The 19,066-nt window shown below is 44.9% G+C and carries 18 protein-coding genes; 2 read left to right on the forward strand and 16 right to left on the reverse strand.

Annotation, left to right across the window (positions count from 1 at the left end):
• Window positions 1-504 precede the first annotated feature (504 nt).
• The 16 genes from rplI to tsaE form a co-directional block, all read right to left on the reverse strand.
• A complete protein-coding gene (rplI, locus tag V2H77_RS06810) occupies window positions 505-957 on the reverse strand; it encodes a 50S ribosomal protein L9 (RefSeq protein WP_265378174.1) in 453 nt (150 codons plus the stop codon).
• A gap of 38 nt (window positions 958-995) precedes the next feature.
• On the reverse strand, window positions 996-1,223 hold the full coding sequence (gene rpsR, locus V2H77_RS06815) for a 30S ribosomal protein S18 (protein WP_000135199.1): 228 nt from the start codon (window positions 1,221-1,223) through the stop codon (window positions 996-998).
• A 4-nt stretch (window positions 1,224-1,227) separates the two neighbouring features.
• A complete protein-coding gene (priB, locus tag V2H77_RS06820) occupies window positions 1,228-1,545 on the reverse strand; it encodes a primosomal replication protein N (RefSeq protein ID WP_011148645.1) in 318 nt (105 codons plus the stop codon).
• 5 nt (window positions 1,546-1,550) lie between these two features.
• Window positions 1,551-1,946: a 30S ribosomal protein S6 gene (gene rpsF, locus V2H77_RS06825; protein ID WP_049585062.1), complete on the reverse strand. Its 396-nt coding sequence runs from the start codon at window positions 1,944-1,946 to the stop codon at window positions 1,551-1,553.
• 180 nt (window positions 1,947-2,126) lie between these two features.
• Window positions 2,127-2,861: a 23S rRNA (guanosine(2251)-2'-O)-methyltransferase RlmB gene (rlmB, locus tag V2H77_RS06830; protein WP_132346151.1), complete on the reverse strand. Its 735-nt coding sequence runs from the start codon at window positions 2,859-2,861 to the stop codon at window positions 2,127-2,129.
• A 122-nt stretch (window positions 2,862-2,983) separates the two neighbouring features.
• Window positions 2,984-5,425, reverse strand: coding sequence for a ribonuclease R (rnr, locus tag V2H77_RS06835; protein ID WP_341498242.1), 2,442 nt, complete (start codon window positions 5,423-5,425; stop codon window positions 2,984-2,986).
• Window positions 5,426-5,469: 44 nt separating this feature from the next.
• Window positions 5,470-5,895 carry a nitric oxide-sensing transcriptional repressor NsrR gene (gene nsrR, locus V2H77_RS06840; protein ID WP_049585060.1) on the reverse strand — a complete coding sequence of 142 codons (426 nt, stop codon included), beginning with the start codon at window positions 5,893-5,895 and terminating at the stop codon, window positions 5,470-5,472.
• A gap of 190 nt (window positions 5,896-6,085) precedes the next feature.
• Window positions 6,086-7,384, reverse strand: a complete 1,299-nt coding sequence (locus V2H77_RS06845) for an adenylosuccinate synthase (RefSeq protein WP_341498223.1) — start codon at window positions 7,382-7,384, stop codon at window positions 6,086-6,088.
• A 269-nt stretch (window positions 7,385-7,653) separates the two neighbouring features.
• Window positions 7,654-8,664 (reverse strand): protease modulator HflC, encoded by a 1,011-nt coding sequence (hflC, locus tag V2H77_RS06850; RefSeq protein WP_341498224.1) that lies wholly within the window; start codon window positions 8,662-8,664, stop codon window positions 7,654-7,656.
• Window positions 8,665-8,669: 5 nt separating this feature from the next.
• Window positions 8,670-9,890: an FtsH protease activity modulator HflK gene (hflK, locus tag V2H77_RS06855; protein ID WP_265378180.1), complete on the reverse strand. Its 1,221-nt coding sequence runs from the start codon at window positions 9,888-9,890 to the stop codon at window positions 8,670-8,672.
• 105 nt (window positions 9,891-9,995) lie between these two features.
• On the reverse strand, window positions 9,996-11,276 hold the full coding sequence (hflX, locus tag V2H77_RS06860; protein ID WP_341498225.1) for a ribosome rescue GTPase HflX: 1,281 nt from the start codon (window positions 11,274-11,276) through the stop codon (window positions 9,996-9,998).
• A gap of 96 nt (window positions 11,277-11,372) precedes the next feature.
• Window positions 11,373-11,681, reverse strand: a complete 309-nt coding sequence (hfq, locus tag V2H77_RS06865; protein ID WP_341498226.1) for an RNA chaperone Hfq — start codon at window positions 11,679-11,681, stop codon at window positions 11,373-11,375.
• Between the two features lie 110 nt (window positions 11,682-11,791).
• Entirely contained in the window at window positions 11,792-12,733 is a 942-nt protein-coding gene (gene miaA / locus V2H77_RS06870) for a tRNA (adenosine(37)-N6)-dimethylallyltransferase MiaA (RefSeq protein WP_341498227.1), read from the reverse strand.
• Window positions 12,726-14,627 carry a DNA mismatch repair endonuclease MutL gene (mutL, locus tag V2H77_RS06875; protein ID WP_341498228.1) on the reverse strand — a complete coding sequence of 634 codons (1,902 nt, stop codon included), beginning with the start codon at window positions 14,625-14,627 and terminating at the stop codon, window positions 12,726-12,728. The genes miaA and mutL overlap by 8 nt, the downstream gene beginning before the upstream one ends.
• 9 nt (window positions 14,628-14,636) lie before the next feature.
• Window positions 14,637-15,920 carry an N-acetylmuramoyl-L-alanine amidase AmiB gene (amiB, locus tag V2H77_RS06880; RefSeq protein ID WP_341498229.1) on the reverse strand — a complete coding sequence of 428 codons (1,284 nt, stop codon included), beginning with the start codon at window positions 15,918-15,920 and terminating at the stop codon, window positions 14,637-14,639.
• A gap of 14 nt (window positions 15,921-15,934) precedes the next feature.
• The gene (gene tsaE / locus V2H77_RS06885) at window positions 15,935-16,399 is read right to left on the reverse strand and encodes a tRNA (adenosine(37)-N6)-threonylcarbamoyltransferase complex ATPase subunit type 1 TsaE (protein WP_341498230.1); all 465 of its coding nucleotides are present in this window, start codon (window positions 16,397-16,399) and stop codon (window positions 15,935-15,937) included.
• Between the two features lie 171 nt (window positions 16,400-16,570).
• On the opposite strand from tsaE, the gene queG reads away from it, so the two are divergent.
• Window positions 16,571-17,728 carry a tRNA epoxyqueuosine(34) reductase QueG gene (queG, locus tag V2H77_RS06890; RefSeq protein ID WP_341498243.1) on the forward strand — a complete coding sequence of 386 codons (1,158 nt, stop codon included), beginning with the start codon at window positions 16,571-16,573 and terminating at the stop codon, window positions 17,726-17,728.
• An 855-nt stretch (window positions 17,729-18,583) separates the two neighbouring features.
• Window positions 18,584-19,015, forward strand: coding sequence for a hypothetical protein (locus V2H77_RS06895; protein ID WP_341498232.1), 432 nt, complete (start codon window positions 18,584-18,586; stop codon window positions 19,013-19,015).
• Window positions 19,016-19,066: the final 51 nt, after the last annotated feature.

The raw sequence follows: 19,066 nt of genomic DNA on the forward strand, positions 1-19,066 counted from the left end.
TTCTTATATAAAATCATATGAAATAAATTATCATTATGAAGACAAATAGCGGCGATTATATAGTAATATATTTTTAATTATTATGAAATAATCATGCATGTAATTAATCAGATTTATATGCAGATGTATAAAAATATCCGATAAAAAATTCCCACATCAAAACAGAATTAACAATGCCGATATTATCTAATAATAAAAAATACGAATTTGATTCTTTACAGGTAATAATTTGATAATGAATAATATTTTCACTATAAAAAATGAAAAATCAACAATAAGAAAAACCGCTCAAGAGGCAATATTACAGAAGAATAGACAAAAGAAATTATGATTCTATAAACGACAAAATAAAGGTAGTAAATGTAAAATAAATCAGATTAATGCTCATTTCTTGGGAATTACCGGCAAAAATTTTATAAACCACCAAGAGAATGGTAAGTTGAGGCAATAAAAAACGCCGGCATTGCCAGCGTTTTTTACTTGTTAGCATCAGTTAATCAGAGATTAAGCTTCAGCAACAATGTTAACGTTCAATTTAGCGAATACATCGCTGTGTACCTGGAAGTTAACTTCGTGTTCACCAGTAGTACGCAGAACGCCATTAGGCAGACGCACTTCGCTCTTAGAAACTTCAACGCCCGCGGCAGTAACTGCATCGGCGATATCACGAGTACCGACAGAACCGAACAGTTTACCTTCGTCACCCGCTTTAGAAGCGATGGTAACGGAAACCAGTGCATTAATTTTCTCAGCGCGAGCTTCTGCTGTTGCCAGAACGTCAGCCAGTTTAGCTTCCAATTCAGCACGGCGAGCTTCGAAGAATTCAATGTTTTTCTTAGTTGCAGGAACAGCTTTGCCCTGTGGTACTAAGTAGTTACGGGCATAACCCGGTTTAACGTTAACTTGATCACCCAGGCTACCCAGGTTTGCTACTTTATCAAGCAGAATAATTTGCATTACCTTATCCTCTCAGAGTCGTTAATGGACTGTGCCGATTACTGATGACGATCAGTGTAAGGCAACAAAGACAGGTAGCGCGCGCGCTTGATAGCACGAGCGAGCTGACGCTGGTATTTTGCACGGGTGCCGGTGATACGGCTTGGTACAATTTTACCGCTCTCGGTGATGTAGTTTTTCAGCGTAGCGATGTCTTTATAATCAATCTCTTGAACGCCTTCCGCGGTGAAACGGCAGAACTTGCGACGACGGAAATAACGTGCCATTTGGCTAGTCTCCAGAATCTATCAATTCAATCTGCTCGGCATGAAGAACCAGTTTGTTAAGACCATTGCGACCTTGATGGCAACTAATGAATCCTGAAACGGTTAATCGACTGCCGACCGTTATACTGTGAGTTAAAACTTGTAACAATTGTCCGCTGGCAATAACGGGCATTCTGCACCATGCTTGCCTGCTCAGACCGGCTTCCTGTTGCTGTGAACGGTGCTCAAGCACAAACTGGCAATGAGGAATGCCGGCAGGACTGACTTTTCGAATGGGAACTTTGCACACTGTGCCAGAAAGCACCAAACGATTGGTTGTCACAGTTATTACTCTTCAGAATCCCCAGCTTCTTCAGCATCCATATTGGCGTCTTCCAGAGAGTAGTCACGGTTGCGACGTTCATCTTTGGCTTTAACCATTGGAGATGCTTCAGTTACCGCGTGCTTAACGCGCATAATCATGCTGCGGATAACGGCATCGTTGAAGCGGAAGTTAGTTTCCAGCTCATCAATCACTTCCTGCGGCGCTTCAACGTTCATCAGAACATAGTGAGCTTTGTGCAGTTTGTTGATTGGGTAAGCCAGTTGACGGCGGCCCCAGTCTTCCAGACGGTGAATCTGACCTTGCGCGCTAGCGATAGTCGCACTGTAACGCTCGATCATGCCCGGAACCTGTTCGCTTTGGTCAGGATGGACCATAAAAACGATTTCGTAATGACGCATTAGAATTGCTCCTTACGGATTATTCAGCCTCCTGTCAGGGTCAACCGCGGCCCGTGGAGGCAAGGAACTTGTTTAAGTGCGGCTGAAAAATTGACGCGTAACTATACCTACCCTACATAAAAAACTCAAGGAATGAACAACGCAAAAGCATTTTTGTTTCATATGTGGGATAAGGGGTTATCACGAGCCGCGCTGACGCACCGCTTCAAACAGGCAAACTCCCGTGGCGACAGACACATTCAACGATGAGACGGAACCCGCCATTGGAATGCTAATCAACTCATCACAGTGTTCGCGAGTCAGGCGACGCATACCTTCCCCTTCCGCCCCCATCACCAATGCCATAGGACCGGTTAGTTTGCTCTGATACAGCGTATGGTCAGCTTCCCCTGCTGTACCTACCACCCAAATATTGTACTCCTGCAACAAACGCAAAGTACGGGCAAGGTTGGTAACTCGAACAAGCGGTACACTCTCCGCTGCACCACATGCCACTTTCTTCGCCGTAGCATTAAGTTGAGCAGAACGATCACGGGGAACAATAACAGCATGTACACCTGCTGCATCGGCGCTACGCAAGCAAGCCCCCAGATTATGAGGGTCTGTCACACCATCAAGCACCAGCAAGAAAGGAGTTTCTGTTTGTGCCAATAAATCTGGCAAGTCGTTTTCTTGGTACTGACGCCCAGGCTTCACTTTAGCAATAATTCCCTGATGCACCGCACCTTCCGTTTGATTATCCAGCCACTGACGATTTGCCAGTTGGATAGTCATTCCGATACTTTCCAGCGCATGAATCAATGGCGTCAGGCGGCGATCTTCACGTCCTTTCAGGACATAAACTTCAATAAAACGCTGAGGATCGCGCTCCAATAAAGCTTTAACGGCATGAATGCCGTAGATAATTTCACTCATAATCTTCTTATTTTCACTGTTATACAGCACTGGCAAATACTGTGAGCCTATTCGATAAGCTCCATCTATTCAGGGTGAGATTAAAATATTCAGGCTATCCTGCTAATAGGATAGCCCTTTGATTATTTGTCTGCGCTTTTCTTAGCCCGTTTGGCTTTGAATTTAGCGGCAATTTTCTGAGTCTTGGCAGAAAGCGTTTTACCCTTTTTCTTCTCCGCTTTAGGTTTATCCGCTGCTCTCTTTTTACGGGCAGCGCCATCAAGCTCAGAGTGCGTCTCGTTGCGATAACCACGCCCTTTTTTCTTACTATTTCCGCGGCCAGGTTCTACTTTTTTCGCTCTATCACGCTCTGTTTTGCCTACATTCCGGGCTTTTCGGGTGGTAGAAAGCAGCTTAAAGTCAATATTACGTTCATCCATATGAACCGCTTCCACACGAATTTCAACTTCATCCCCTAAGCGGAAAGTTTTACCCGAGTATTCACCCACTAAACGCTGACCGACATTATCGAAATGATAATAATCATTACTCAATGTGGAAACATGCACCAGGCCGTCAATAAACAGATCATTCAAGCGAACAAAGAAACCAAAACCTGTCACGCTCGTGATAATCCCAGTAAAAGTATTGCCCACCTGATCCTGCATAAAATCACACTTAAGCCAATCGGCAACGTCTCTCGTCGCTTCATCTGCACGGCGCTCTGTCATGGAGCAGTGTTGGCCCAGTTGCAACATCTGTTCCATATCACTGTGCCATCCGCCGGTCGGTGTTTCACACTGTTCAACAATACCTTGCTGTTTCGCCAGCAGATATTTAATCGCTCGATGCAATACTAGATCAGGATAACGGCGAATAGGTGAGGTAAAATGCGCATAAGAATTTAATGACAGACCGAAGTGCCCTCGGTTTTCCGGATCATAAATTGCCTGCTTCATTGAACGTAGCAATAAGGTTTGCAATAGCTCATGATCCGGGCGTTCAGCCACTTGATGCATCAGTTGCGCATAATCTTTTGGCGTTGGTTGCATGCCGCCTGGCAGCGTCAATCCTAATTCGCCGAAAACCGAGCGCAGGTTAACAATGCTCTCTTCTTTTGGCCGATCATGAATACGATAAAGCACCGGCTCATCGTTTTTTTCCACGAAGCGCGCCGCAGCAATATTCGCCAGAATCATACACTCTTCAATCAGCTTATGGGCATCATTACGAACAATCGGTTCAATTCGCTCGATACGACGTTCAGCATTAAAGATAAACTTCGCTTCTTCTGACTCAAACGAGATTGCGCCACGCTGCTCACGGGCATTTTCCAATGCCTGATACAACTCATGTAAATGCTCAATATGCTGAACCAGTGGCTTGTAGTGCTCACGCAGCTCCTCATCACCCTGCAATATACGCCATACTTTGGTATATGTCAGACGGGCGTGAGAATTCATGACGGCTTCGTAAAATTTATAGGATGATAATCGCCCTTGCGCCGAAATCGTCATCTCGCACACCATACAAAGGCGATCAACCTGCGGATTCAGAGAACAGAGGCCATTAGAAAGCACCTCCGGCAACATTGGGACAACCTGAGATGGGAAGTAAACCGAGTTACTCCGATTACGTGCTTCGGCATCTAACGCCGTTTGTGGACGCACATAGTAACTGACATCCGCAATGGCAACCCATAAACGCCAACCACCGCTTCGCTTCCTTTCACAATAAACGGCATCATCAAAATCACGGGCATCTTCACCATCGATTGTCACCAACGGCAGCGTACGCAGATCAACACGGCCTTTTTTCGCCGATTCTGGTACCTGCTCATCCAAAGAAACAACCTGGTTTTCCACTTGTGGCGGCCAACTGTGGGGAATTTCATGAGTACGCAGGGCAATTTCCACTGCCATGTTCGTTCCCATCTTTTCACCCAACACTTCAACAATTTTACCGACAGCTTTTGTGCGACGCTCCGGGCGTGTAATCAACTCGACTACCACCACATTTCCCATGCGAGCGCCACCGCTTTCATCTTTCGGGATCAGGATATCAAAACTTAAACGGCTATCATCCGGCACGACAAATCCCATACCAGAATCAAGAAAATAGCGGCCAACAATCTGGCTGGCCTTAGGGACCAATACACGCACGATACGCGCTTCATTACGCCCTTTGCGATTCATAGACAATGGTTGCGCCAGCACGACATCACCATGAATAGCCATTTTTAGTTGCTCAGCAGAGAGATAAAAATCATCTTTGCGGCCTTCTACTCGCAGAAAACCATAACCATCTCTATGCCCAATAACTGTACCTTGCAATAAATCCAATCTTTCCGGCAAGGCATAACATTGGCGACGAGTGAAAACCAGTTGACCATCACGCTCCATTGCCCGTAAACGACGACGTAATGCTTCAATCTCCTCATCGTTAATCAGGTTCAATTCTCGTGCCAGTTCTTGGCGACTTACCGGTACAGTATGTTTAGCAATAATGTCTAAAATGTACTCACGGCTTGGAATAGGTGATTCGTATTTTTCTGCTTCACGCCCTAAAAAAGGATCTTGTGACATGGCTGTTCCTCCGTTGTCATCAGCAGGCTGTTTGCGCCATTTCTTCATTCGGTCAGAAGCAGCTTATAAAGGGGGACATTATCTTCAATCATATCAGCTAAAGTATGCTTATCCAGCTCTTCTAAAAACCTTTCTATTGCCTGATTTAAGACTACCTTCAGACGACACGCAGACGTGATATGGCAAGATTCCTGACTACAGTCAACCAACGATAATGGTTCAAGAGCGCGAACAACATCGCCAATTCTGATATCCTTCGCTGGCTTACCTAAACGGATACCGCCGTTTTTACCACGAACAGCATCCACTAATCCTAAGTGGCTCAATTGGTTAATGATTTTTACCATGTGGTTACGAGAAACACCATAAATATCAGTGACTTCAGAAATACTGGTCATCCGGCTTTGCGGTAAAGAAGCCATATAAATTAGCGCGCGCAAGCCATAATCTGTAAAACTCGTTAACTGCACATCAACCTCTGGACAATAAGATATAAATTAATATATCCGAGAACAAACTGAAAAAATAAGCACTTGTTCAACTTATATACCATGAATCGGCAAAAATCATGTTGATCTCCTAATCATTAAGCAAAAAAGACCACAACAAATAGCAAAAAACCGGGCTGAAAAGCCCGGCTTTACCTGATCGTAGGTATCATCAGGCATCAAACGGATCACGCAGAATCATAGTTTCTGAACGATCCGGGCCTGTAGAAATAATATCAACTGGAACACCAGTCAGCTCTTCTACACGTTTAATATAGTTCAATGCTGCTTGAGGCAATTTGCTATGCTCTTTCACACCGAAAGTGCTTTCATTCCAGCCAGGCATGGTCTCATAAACAGGTTCAATACCTTCCCAGTCATCCGCAGCCATAGGCGTAGTTTCAATCACGCAGCCATCAGGCATACGGTAACCAACGCAGATTTTCACTTCTTTCAAGCCATCCAGTACGTCCAATTTGGTCATACAGAAACCTGATAGTGAGTTGATCTGTACTGCACGACGGATGGCAATGATATCCAGCCAACCAGTACGGCGGCTACGCCCCGTAGTCGCGCCAAACTCTTGGCCTTTTTCGCGCAAGTAACTGCCGGTTTCATCAAACAGTTCAGTTGGGAATGGACCCGCGCCGACACGAGTAGAGTATGCTTTGATGATCCCCAAAACATAATCAACATAACATGGGCCTAAACCGGAACCAGTCGCAACGCCGCCCGCTGTAGTATTGGAAGAGGTCACATATGGGTAGGTGCCGTGGTCAATATCCAACAACGTGCCCTGTGCGCCTTCGAACATAACCAATTCACCTTTCTGAGTCGCTTTATACAACAAATCAGAAACGTCGACGACCATATCCGTCAGAATATCGGCGACAGCCATGATTTCATCCAGGGTTTTCTGGTAATCAACCGCCGGTTCTTTGTAGTAGTTAACCAGTTGGAAATTGTGATATTCGATAATTTCTTTCAGCTTAACTGCGAATGCTTCCTTATCAAACAAATCACCAACCCGCAAACCACGACGAGCAACTTTGTCTTCATATGCAGGACCAATACCGCGACCGGTTGTACCAATTGCTTTTGCGCCACGCGCTTTTTCACGGGCATTATCCAATGCAACATGGTATGGCAGAATAAGTGGACAGGCTTCTGAAATGAGCAGACGCTCGCGAACAGGAATACCACGGGACTCTAACGCGTTCATCTCTTTCATCAGCGCATCAGGCGCTAATACGACGCCGTTTGCAATGATACTGATAACATTTTCACGCAGGATCCCTGATGGGATTAAGTGGAGAACGGTTTTTTCACCGTTGATAACCAGTGTATGACCAGCATTATGGCCCCCTTGATAACGAACAACATACTTAGCTCGTTCAGTCAGCAAGTCGACGATCTTGCCCTTGCCCTCGTCACCCCATTGGGTGCCCAATACGACAACGTTCTTACCCATTTCAAAATTCACTCGGTTGCTTAAAAATGGATTCTAACATCTCATCCCACACCTTTCAGTAATTTTTATCACATCCGTTATCTTTGTTGACCACCAGACATGATAAGGCCCGCCGAATGCGGGCCTGACTTATATACCCGTCGTCTTTCAAGTTGCTTCTTTGTTGGCTGCGCTCACTCACCCCGGTCACATAGTTATCTATGTCCCGGGGATTCGCTCCCTGCCGCCGCGAAGCATCTTGAAATCCATAGGGATAGATTCAGCACCTATTAGTGCTGAACCGCACGCTTTTCAGGCGCTTTCATATAGCGGAAGAAATCAGCTTCTGGACTTAATACCAAAACATCTTTCCCGTCTTCACTAAAGCTTTTCTCGTAAGCGCGTAAGCTACGGATAAAGGCATAGAAATCCGGCGCTTGGCTGAATGCATCAGCAAACAGTTTAGCGGCTTCCGCATCACCAGAGCCACGCAAAGTAAGCGCTTCACGCTCCGCTTTTGCACGGATTTCAATAACCTGCTTATCTGCTGCTGCACGCAGTTTCTCTGCTTCTTCCAGACCTTGCGAACGATGACGACGAGCTACCGCTTCACGTTCAGCGCGCATACGCTGGTAAATCGCCTCTGAAACTTCTAATGGTAAATTGATTTGTTTGATACGCACATCGACAACTTCAATACCCAATGCCGCCATACTGTTCGGATTGATAGCAAGTTGTTTATCCGCCGTTTCTTGCTCTACACGAGCCGCCGCCGACGCAATAGCATCATCCGCTTCAGTTGTACTCACTGTTTCTTTATCCGTTGTACCTTTATTAAGCGCATCACGAACATCTGTGGTCAATTGACCACGGGAATCCGTTACGATACCACGCACATCCTTACGGCCAATTTCAGAACGCAGGCGGTCGCTGAATTTACGTTTTAACAATACTTCTGCTTGAGAAATATCACCATTACCGGTTGCCAGATAATAACGGCTGAAATCGTTAATCCGCCATTTCAGGTAAGAATCAACTATCAGGTCCTTATTTTCACTGGTCAAGAAACGGTCGGCCTGAATATCCATCGTCTGAATACGAGCGTCCAGGGTTTTCACCGTTTCAACAAAAGGTATTTTGAAATGTAGCCCCGGCTCATAAACAATCGGTTTATTTCCCGCATCACGCAGAACCTTGCCAAAACGCAGTACAATGCCACGCTGTCCTTCCTGCACAATAAATAGAGAGGCATAGAGAGCAACTAATACTGCGATAATAATAACGACTAATGATTTACGCATGATTATTATCTCCCTACCCTGATAATGTCATTACGCAGATTATCTGTTCGGTTATAATTCGCGCCTCGACCTGAATTTGAAGGCAGAGTTGGACGAGTAACCCGCAGATCAGAAGCTACCGTATTATCTGATTGCACTGTTCCCTCTTTTTTAACACCGGAAGCATCGCCGCGTAACATCTGCTCTAATGGCAATACCAACAAATTATTGTTGTTATCATTAACAATAACTTTGCGGGTACGACTCAACACTTTTTCCATCGTTTCAATGTACAAACGTTCACGGGTAATCTCAGGCGCTTCTTTATACCTAGGCAGCATTTTGGCAAAGCTTGCCACTTCCCCCTGCGCTTCCAATACTACACGAGCCTTATACGCTTTCGCCTCTTCAATGATACGTTGCGCATCACCTTTCGCACGCGGCAAGACTTCGTTCGAATAAGCCTCCGCTTCACGAATAGATTGCTGCTCATTTTCACGGGCAGCAATAACATCGTCAAAGGCAGCCTTAACTTCTTCTGGCGGACGAGCAGCCTGGAAGTTAACATCCAACAAGGTTATTCCCATTCGATACGGAAGAATCGTCTTTTCCAACTCACGCTGAGTGTCATCACGGACAATCATACGGTTTGCCGTCAAAATTTTATCCATCGTATATTTACCAACAACACCACGTACCGCGCTATCCGTTGCCTGACGCAAGCTATTATCAGGACTTGTCACGCTGTAAAGATAAGCGGCAGGATCAGTCACACGATACTGCACGTTCATCTCCACGCGAACAACGCTTTCATCTGATGTCAGCATCACGCCGGCAGTTGCCAATTCACGAACAGATTCCACGTTAACTGGAACAACTTCATCAATGAATGTGGGTTTCCAGTTCAGACCTGGCTGCACAATATGGTTAAATTTACCCAAACGGGTAACAACACCTCGTTCTGTTTCTTTAATCGTATAAAAACCGCTAGCGGCCCAGATCACGACGACAGCAACAGCGACAAGGCTAACAATACGCCCGCCAAATTTTGCCCCTTGGTCAGAACCATTACCGCCCTTGTTCCCACCAAAACCCCCGAGTTTACTGCTCAGCTTACGGAACAGATCGTCGAGATCAGATGCCCCACGGTTTCGACCACTTTTATTCCCGCCGGAATTGCCGCTATTATTGCTGCTCCCCCACGGGTCGCGGTCTTGTCCGTTGTTCCCGGGCTGATTCCACGCCATGTTTTAGCTCCATTCTTTTATGATTGGTTTTTCAGGCCAAGAGCCTCTTATCAACAAGCCGACTCTCAATCACATAAGTTTTCTGATATTCACCTGACAGGCACATCAGACAACATAATCAAACAAATCCTGTTCTTGTTTGCATAGACGGCGCCAGTCAACAATCGGCATTCTCACTTCGATACCAACCTTACCGTCCTCTTCTATCCACTCTTTCTCTATTGCTTGCAATTGATAGAAGCGGCTGCGTAAACGACCAGCTTCCGGCGGCAAACGCAATTTGTAATGTGCAATTTCACCCGAAAGACGCTCCGTTAACGCTTGTAACAATAACGGGATACCTTCACCAGTTTGCGCAGACAACCAAACTCTAACCGGTAAGTTATCTTCGTTGCGATCAATACGCGGCGTGAAGCGGCCCAGCATATCAATCTTATTCATCACCAACAGCACCGGAATTTGATGCGCTTCAATTTCTTCCAGTACGCTGTCAACAGCAGCAATATTTTCGTCGATACGACTATCCGCAGCATCAACAATATGCAGCAACAATGTTGCCTGCCGGGTTTCTTGCAATGTCGCTTTAAATGCCGCCACCAGATCATGAGGCAGATGACGAATAAAGCCAACCGTATCAGCCAGTACTACCGTACCAACATCATTAACTTCAATCCGTCGCAACGTTGGGTCCAGAGTAGCGAACAATTGATCAGCCGCATAAACCTCAGCAGCCGTCATGCGATTAAACAAGCTCGACTTACCGGCGTTGGTATATCCCACCAATGAAACCGTCGGTATATCCGCTTTATTTCGCGCTTGACGCCCCTGTTCACGCTGTCTCTCAACCCGGCTCAGACGACTCAGGATCTGACGGATTTTATCCCGTAATAAACGCCGGTCCGTCTCAAGCTGCGTTTCCCCCGGCCCTCTCAGACCAATCCCACCTTTCTGACGTTCAAGGTGAGTCCATCCCCGGACAAGACGGGTAGAAAGATGACGTAACTGCGCCAACTCTACCTGTAACTTCCCTTCGTGAGTCCGCGCCCGTTGGGCAAAAATATCCAGAATCACGCCGGTGCGGTCGATAACTCGACACTGACAGAGCCGCTCAAGATTGCGTTCCTGTGCAGGGCTGAGCGCATGATTAAACAACACAACATCAGCACCGCTAGCCTGCACCGCCTCAGCAATCTCTTCCGCCTTACCTTCTCCGACAAAATATTTCGGATGAGGGGCTTTCCTACTCCCCGTGACAATTTGCACAGGAACTACACCAGCAGAAGTTACCAGTGATTCAAACTCACTGAGATTATCTGTGTCTTTATCCTGCGAGAAAAAAACATGCACCACAACGGCTTGTTCGCCGCCTTCATAACGTTCAAACAAAGGTGCGACCTCTCAAGCTGAGTAAAACGCTACAGGAAAAAACATAGGTAAAACCCCCTACCTATGTTTTTCTTCATTCCATTACTGCTCTCAAGCTTATTCAGCGCCATTACTTTCCTGTTGTGCTGCCAGAGCAGAAACGCCACCAGAATGATAATTACCTACGCTTGCCCCTACATTCGTATTGCTACTATGATGAGATATTGCGCGGGAAGGTACAACAGTAGAGATGGCATGTTTATAAACCATCTGGCTAACTGTATTCTTCAGTAAAATGACAAACTGGTCAAAAGATTCAATCTGACCCTGCAATTTGATGCCGTTGACCAAATAAATAGAAACCGAGACCTTTTCACGCCGCAATGCGTTCAGGAACGGATCTTGCAAAGATTGCCCCTTAGCCATTCTATATTTTCCTTATTTTGTTGTTTTTAACTAAGAACCTAAAGGTTCGAAAAAATGAACTACTCAAAAATTGCGCTTTGGTACTCACCAATTGTACACAATCAATAAACCTATGCACTAACAACCTGCATAACTGTGCCTAAAGCTTGCTCTGGTTGAGAACTATCCAACCAATGAACCGACTTCCAACCTCTGAGCCAAGTTATTTGGCGCTTTGCCAACTGACGCGTCGCGCAAATACCGCGATAAATCATCTCATCGTAGTCAATTTCGCCGGAAAGATAAGACCACATCTGACGATAACCAACACAACGAATAGAAGGTAAATCCACATGCAAATCATGACGAGCATAAAGTGCTTTAACTTCCTCTTCAAACCCTGATTCAAGCATTTGATGAAAACGCTCTTCAATACGTTGATGAAGGATCTCGCGTTTCACCGGTGCAATAGCAAATTGATGAACATGATAAGGCAGAGATTCTCCTGACAATTTAGTCAGTTCAGTGAGAGTCTTACCCGAAATAAGAAAAACTTCCAGTGCCCGAGAAAGCCTCTGTGGATCATTAGGATGAATTCTTAACGCCGCCACAGGATCAATCTGCTGTAATTGCTGATGCAATGCGTCCCATCCCTGCTCTGCCGCTTGTTGTTCTATTTGAGCCCGAATAACGGGATCAGCCGAAGGCAAAGGCGATAAACCTTCAAGTAACGCCTTGAAATAGAGCATCGTTCCTCCAACCAACAGAGGAATACGGCCAGCAGCAGTAACTTCTGCCATTTCCTTCAATGCATCGCGACGGAAATCAGCAGCAGAATAAGGTTGAGAAGGGTCCAGAATATCGATTAAACGATGAGGCGCCAACGCTTGCTCTTCGGTTGTTGGTTTGGCAGTGCCAATATCCATTCCACGATAAATCAGCGCAGAATCAACACTGACCAGTTCCACCGGAAGATGCTGACGTAAAGCAATAGATAAAGCTGTTTTGCCTGAAGCCGTCGGCCCCATAACAAAAATTGCCGTTGGCAGATGTTGAGTTTTCTGATCACTCATGAGTAAGAGATGCCACCACTGCTTGTAAATCAATTAATTGTAATAGCCCATCTGGTGGAGATTTTACCAGTTGTGGGCAAAGACGCTCAACATCAGCTAATAACTGTACCGCCTGCGCAACATTCCACGTTTCATATTCACTACCAATATGACGAGCAAGCCAAGTTACAACCTGTTCTGTCGATGCTGATTCCTGTTGTGCTAAATAACCTAGCAACTCAGGAATTAATTTAGGCAGATTTTGTTGACGTAATGGTAACGATACCGCACGTAGTGTCGCTTTTCCATGAGATACAGAGGCTTCAATACCAAAAGAGCCCAATAAGTCATTATAACGATTTAAAGCGTCAGCTTCTTCTTTACTAAGAGCTAGTTTCAGCGGTATCAACAGCGGCTGTGATTTCAGCCCTTGATCTGTTGGTGTTAACTGTGCTCGCCTTAACCAGCATTCAGCTACCGGCAAAGATAACAACCCAATTCCCAATGGAGATTCAATCAGAGCATAGCACGATGAATAGATGCTCAATACCTTACCAAAACTATGGCTGCTATTTTTAACCTGAACAGGAGCAGAAGTCACCTTTTCTGCCATAACCGGAGCGATTCTTGCCGGAAATAATTCTCTTTTTTCTTCAGGTTCGGGTACAGACTGCATCAATTTCTGATACACCTCACCCTGACGTTTCTGATAATGGTCTGCATGATATTGACGATTTTCACCACCGCGAGAGCTGCCTGCGCTCCCTTTACTTGGCAAAACCTCTTTTGGTGACGATGTTGCCGCGGATGTGGCATTACTTTGCCGGGAAAAATGGTTTTCCCCTGCTGACGGACGGTTTTCCAGCTCCCATGCAGGAGCAGGTTCACAGCAAGCCATATCCAATTCAGCGCCTCTTCCGCGCTGTTTTAATACGGCGGTTACACCCTGATAGATAAAATCATGTACCAAACGGGCTTGATGGAAGCGAACTTCATGCTTTGCGGGATGCACATTCACATCTACCTGATGCGGATCAACTTCCAAATATAAAACATAAGCAGGCTGTTGTTCTCCTCGGAGCAAATCTTGATAAGCCTGACGTATAGCATGGTTAATTAAGCGATCACGCATCATACGTCCGTTTACATAACAATATTGAATATCTCCACTCGCTTCAGCATTCATCGGGTCAACAACCCATCCTTTAATCGATAAATCATCGTGCTGCCAGGAAAGAGAAAGCGCCCGTTGCATAAAAGCGGTACCACAAATAGAAACCAACCGCCGCTCATACTGTGATTCATCTTTCGCTGGCCGGTATTGACGCATTAACTTACCGTTATGATGTAAGTTGATCAATACATCCAGACGCGCCAGTGCAATACGTCTGACAACTTCATCAATATGACCAAATTCCGTTTTTTCTGTTCGCAAAAATTTACGTCGCGCGGGTGTGTTATAAAACAGATCCAACACTTCGACAGTACTGCCTACCGGATGTGCCGCCGGCTTCACCGTCACCGCCATATCCCGCCCTTCCGCGTAGGCTTGCCAAGCTTCATGCTGTTCTTCAGTACGGGAAGTCAATGTCAGACGCGAAACTGAGCTGATACTCGCCAGCGCCTCCCCACGGAATCCCATACTGATAATAGCTTCCAAATCATCAAGTGTGGCAATCTTACTGGTGGCATGACGCGCCAACGCTAGCGCAAGATCTTGATGGTTGATGCCACAACCATTATCACGAACACGAATAAGTTTTACTCCACCGCGCTCAATTTCAATATCAATACGGCTAGCGCCAGCATCAAGGCTATTTTCCACCAACTCTTTTACTACTGATGCAGGGCGTTCTACGACTTCGCCAGCCGCAATTTGGTTTGCTAATTGAGGAGGTAGGATCTTGATCGCCATATTTAACCTTTACTTCTTGGCTGTTTTAGGTGCAGCCTGTAATGGATTCGCTAGAAAATAGTTGCGCAATCCCCGATGGATAGCACTTGCCAGCTTATCCTGAAAATCATTGGAACCAAGTAACGCTTCTTCTGCCGAGTTACTGATAAACCCCGTTTCCACTAAAATTGAAGGGATATCCGGTGAACGCAACACACCTAAGCTGGCATGTTCTGGCGAACGTTTATGTAATAAGCCGACTTTACGCAACTCACTTAAAACCTGTACTGCAACGTTATAACCCACCCGTTGAGAGTGGCCGAATTGCAGATCCAGCACCGCTTGGCTTAGATAGGGATCGGCGCCATTTGCCAATGCATCCCCTGCACCACCCAGTAACTCAGATTGTTTCTCATGTTGTTCAAGCCAATTACCTAATTCACTGTTTGCACGCTTGTTTGACAACACCCAGACAGAAGCTCCACGCGCACTACGATTAGGAGCAGCATCTGCATGAATAGAAACCAACATATTCGCGTTATGTTTACGCGCAACCTCAGAACGACCAGCAACAGAAATAAAATAGTCTCCGTTACGGGTCAGAACGGGTTTGAACATAGGATCATTACGTAACAATGCTTCAAGTTTACGTGCCACACTGATAGTCACATTCTTTTCTTTCAATCCACGTTGCCCAATCGCACCGGGGTCTTGACCACCATGTCCTGCATCAATAGCGACCACTACTCGCTGACCGCCCTTAGAAGTTGCTTGCAAAGCAACTTGTTTTGTCGTCTGCAATTTGTTGTTAGTAAGTGATTGCTTACTTGTAGCTGCTTGTGAGCTTTCCCTAAAAACAGACTTACCAGTCGATACCCCAGAAGCCCGTAGGGTAAAAATCACCCGATATTCACTACCCGACTGCTGTACTATAGAATTGACTTTAACTTTATTATTTAGTTCAAATACAATGCGTTTTTTTTGTCGATCAGGCGCTTGGCTGGAGCGGATTTTCCCCACTAAATCTTGCCCCGGTAGATTCATGGGTAAGCCAATAATCTTTTCTGGCTGCTGAATATCTACCACTAAACGCTCTGGCGAATGCAATGGGAAAAAACTGTAGTTAGGCCGACCACCTGAAAAAACCATCGTCACTTTAGATTCATTTATGCTGTTACTGACGTGAATATTGGATAAAGTCGCCGCTGTTACAGTTGTTACCACTAAACTGCTTATCATAATACACAGCCAGCACACTACCATAAAACTGGCTTGCCATTTCTTTATCATTTTTGCGACTAAAAGACGCGTCATGGTCAGGTGATCCCTTATAAATATTTCAAATTATCTAACAGGCTCTCACCATATTTAGACAAAGCAATAAAATGTGCCTGTCGCCCTTCTGGCTGGTAACTCAAATGTAATTCAATATCTGCGCCCGGTAACACACCTTCTCCTTGCTGAGGCCACTCCACCAGACAAATGGCATCTTGATGGAAATAATCACGTATTCCCATAAATTCCAACTCTTCCGGATCTGCCAATCGATAAAGATCGAAATGGTAAACCGACCTCGGTGTTAAAGCATAAGGCTCAACCAGAGTATAAGTTGGGCTTTTTACATGCCCTTTATGACCTAAGGACTGCAAAAAACCACGGCTAAACGTCGTTTTACCGGCCCCCAAATCACCATATAAATAAATTACACTACCACCATTACAGGCAGCAGCAACCGCGCTTCCAAGAGCAACTGTCGCATCTTCATCTTTAAGTGATAAAACAAGTTCTTTCATCGAATAATATCTGTTGTTTTATTAATTCATCAGCTAAAACGATAACCCTAACACACCTCTATTATCAACATTTAACATTTTCTGCTCAGTTTCATTATCAAACCCACTATTTTTGGCCTGAAACAAATTATGCTACACTGCAACGCCTTGCAGTATAAACCGATTGCTACCATGACAACGCCTCTCGATCTTAATCTTCTGGCCGCCAACATCAAACAATGGGGTCTCTCTCTTGGTTTCCAACAAATCGGTATTTGTGATACTGATTTATCAGTAGAAGAACCAAAACTTCAGGAATGGCTGGATAAACAGTATCACGGGGAGATGGCATGGATGAAACGCCACGGCATGATGCGTGCTCGCCCAGATGAACTTTTACCAGGGACATTGAGAGTCATTAGTGTAAGAATGAATTATCTTCCTGCCAAGGCTTCTTTTGCCAGCACGCTAAACGACGCGGAACTCGGTTATATCAGCCGTTATGCTCTGGGAAGAGATTATCATAAGCTGCTGCGCCAACGTCTTAAGAAACTCGGGGAACAAATCCAAAACTATTGCCACGACTTCGAATATCGGGGAGTCCTTAATTTTCGACCTTTTGTTGATTCAGCACCCATAATGGAACGCCCTCTCGCCGCCAAAGCCGGATTAGGCTGGGTTGGTAAACACTCACTTATCCTTAACAGAGAAGCTGGTTCATGGTTTTTCCTCGGTGAGTTGCTGATTAATCTTCCCCTGCCGATAGATCTTCCACAAGAAGAACAATGTGGACGCTGTGTCGCCTGCATGACAACCTGCCCAACCGGTGCAATTATCGCCCCTTATACTATTGATGCCCGCCGTTGTATTTCCTACCTCACAATCGAATTAGAAGGCATTATTCCTGAGGAATTTCGTCCACTGATGGGAAATCGTATTTACGGTTGTGATGACTGCCAGACTATTTGTCCTTGGAATCGCTTTTCCCAATTGACAGATGAAGATGATTTCAGCCCTCGTGCAACATTACATACACCAAAGCTATTGGATTTATTCAATTGGAATGAAGAGAAATTCCTACGAATAACGGAAGGTTCTGCAATTCGCCGTATCGGCTATTTACGCTGGCTACGCAATATTACTGTTGCTTTAGGAAACGCCCCCTATCAGTACAATATCGTTCTGGCTCTGCAACAGAAACTCGGATTAAACACTATGCTAGATGAACATATTCATTGGGCTATTGAACAGCAAATCATTCGCCGCAAAACGAACACTATTAATGTACAAACATCACAACAGAAACGACTTATTAGAGCGATAACCAAAGGCTTGCCCAGAGATGCTTAATTATTAGCCATCTCGATAACGTATACAAAGATTCAGATAATTTTCCTGTGAATAAAATAAAAACCCCTTGTTGATCAATGCTCAAAAAAAGCGCAAGTGATCAATGTGACATTTCTTAATAAAGGATCATTCCGAAAAACTATCAACAAGTTACAAAATAAATACTTATTTTATAACATTCAGAATCAGAAAAATTTAGAAGTGGCAGCCTGTGGATAAGTCTGTGTGATAATTTTAAAGCATCGTATTTATTTGTTGAGAAACCAGCTTCCGCGCTGTGGATAAAAAATAGAAATCTGTACTATGAGGATGTAATCCAAAAATCAAATCTAAAGTAAGCGAGCACAACTATTGAGGAAGAAACTTGGAGCGGGAGATAAATCCTTTGAATATCAGCTAATTCATTGATTCAATAGATATTTTTCCCATGCCTCATTGACGAAAGGAGTGCATTATGTACTACCTCAAAATGTTTGGCAAGCAGAAGTTGAAAAAATATTTTGCAATTAAAGAATAATACCCCCTATAAATACCACACGATGAACTAAATACAATCAGAATACCGACTACCAATATCAAGAAAGACAAAAAATCTACAACCAAACAATACCCCTTTAAGCATAAACATCACACAATATCGGTAAAGCCAACGCACAGATTCAGACATTCAGCCAAAGCCTTCGCTTGATCCACTGTTATTCCAGTGAGATTCTTTTTACTTGATCAAGGAGGATCTGAACAACTATGAGGAATCAATAAGCAAGCAATTTTCATGTGCGCCAATCATATTGAATGTCGCACCGCTATTGTATGTAGATAACAGTAAGATAACTAACTAGCAATGAGGATTGAATAATGAAAAGATTTACCAAAATTGCAGTAGGTTTTCTAGCATTAACCACGGCTCAGCTCGCCTTTGCCGCTACCAGCACTTGGTCACAAACACACCGTGCCCCAAATGTTTATGCTGCCGGCTTCACCAACTCAAATTTCTTTACCACGCCCTCTTCGGTACCGACAAGGGCAACTATCACGACAGTATCTTGGAATATCGGTTTATATAGCAATGGTGCGACAACTCAGACTTTCAACGTTTGTTACACCCCACGATATTCATCCACCCCATCGCAATGCCTGGATGTCTCCGGCGCCCTAAATAGCACTACAAATGCCTTTAGCGGCCATGATGCCAAAGGTTCCTTTAGGATTAGCGGGATTCTCAACGGAGGTACTTACCCCGTTTACCCGTCCCATTACAATATGATCAAAGTTGATTATCAGTATTAAGCAACCCGACCTGAAGCCTCATGGCTTCGGGTCATTGACAAGAAAATAGCG

This window comes from Photorhabdus sp. P32 (genome assembly GCF_038085095.1).
Lineage (GTDB): Bacteria > Pseudomonadota > Gammaproteobacteria > Enterobacterales > Enterobacteriaceae > Photorhabdus > Photorhabdus luminescens.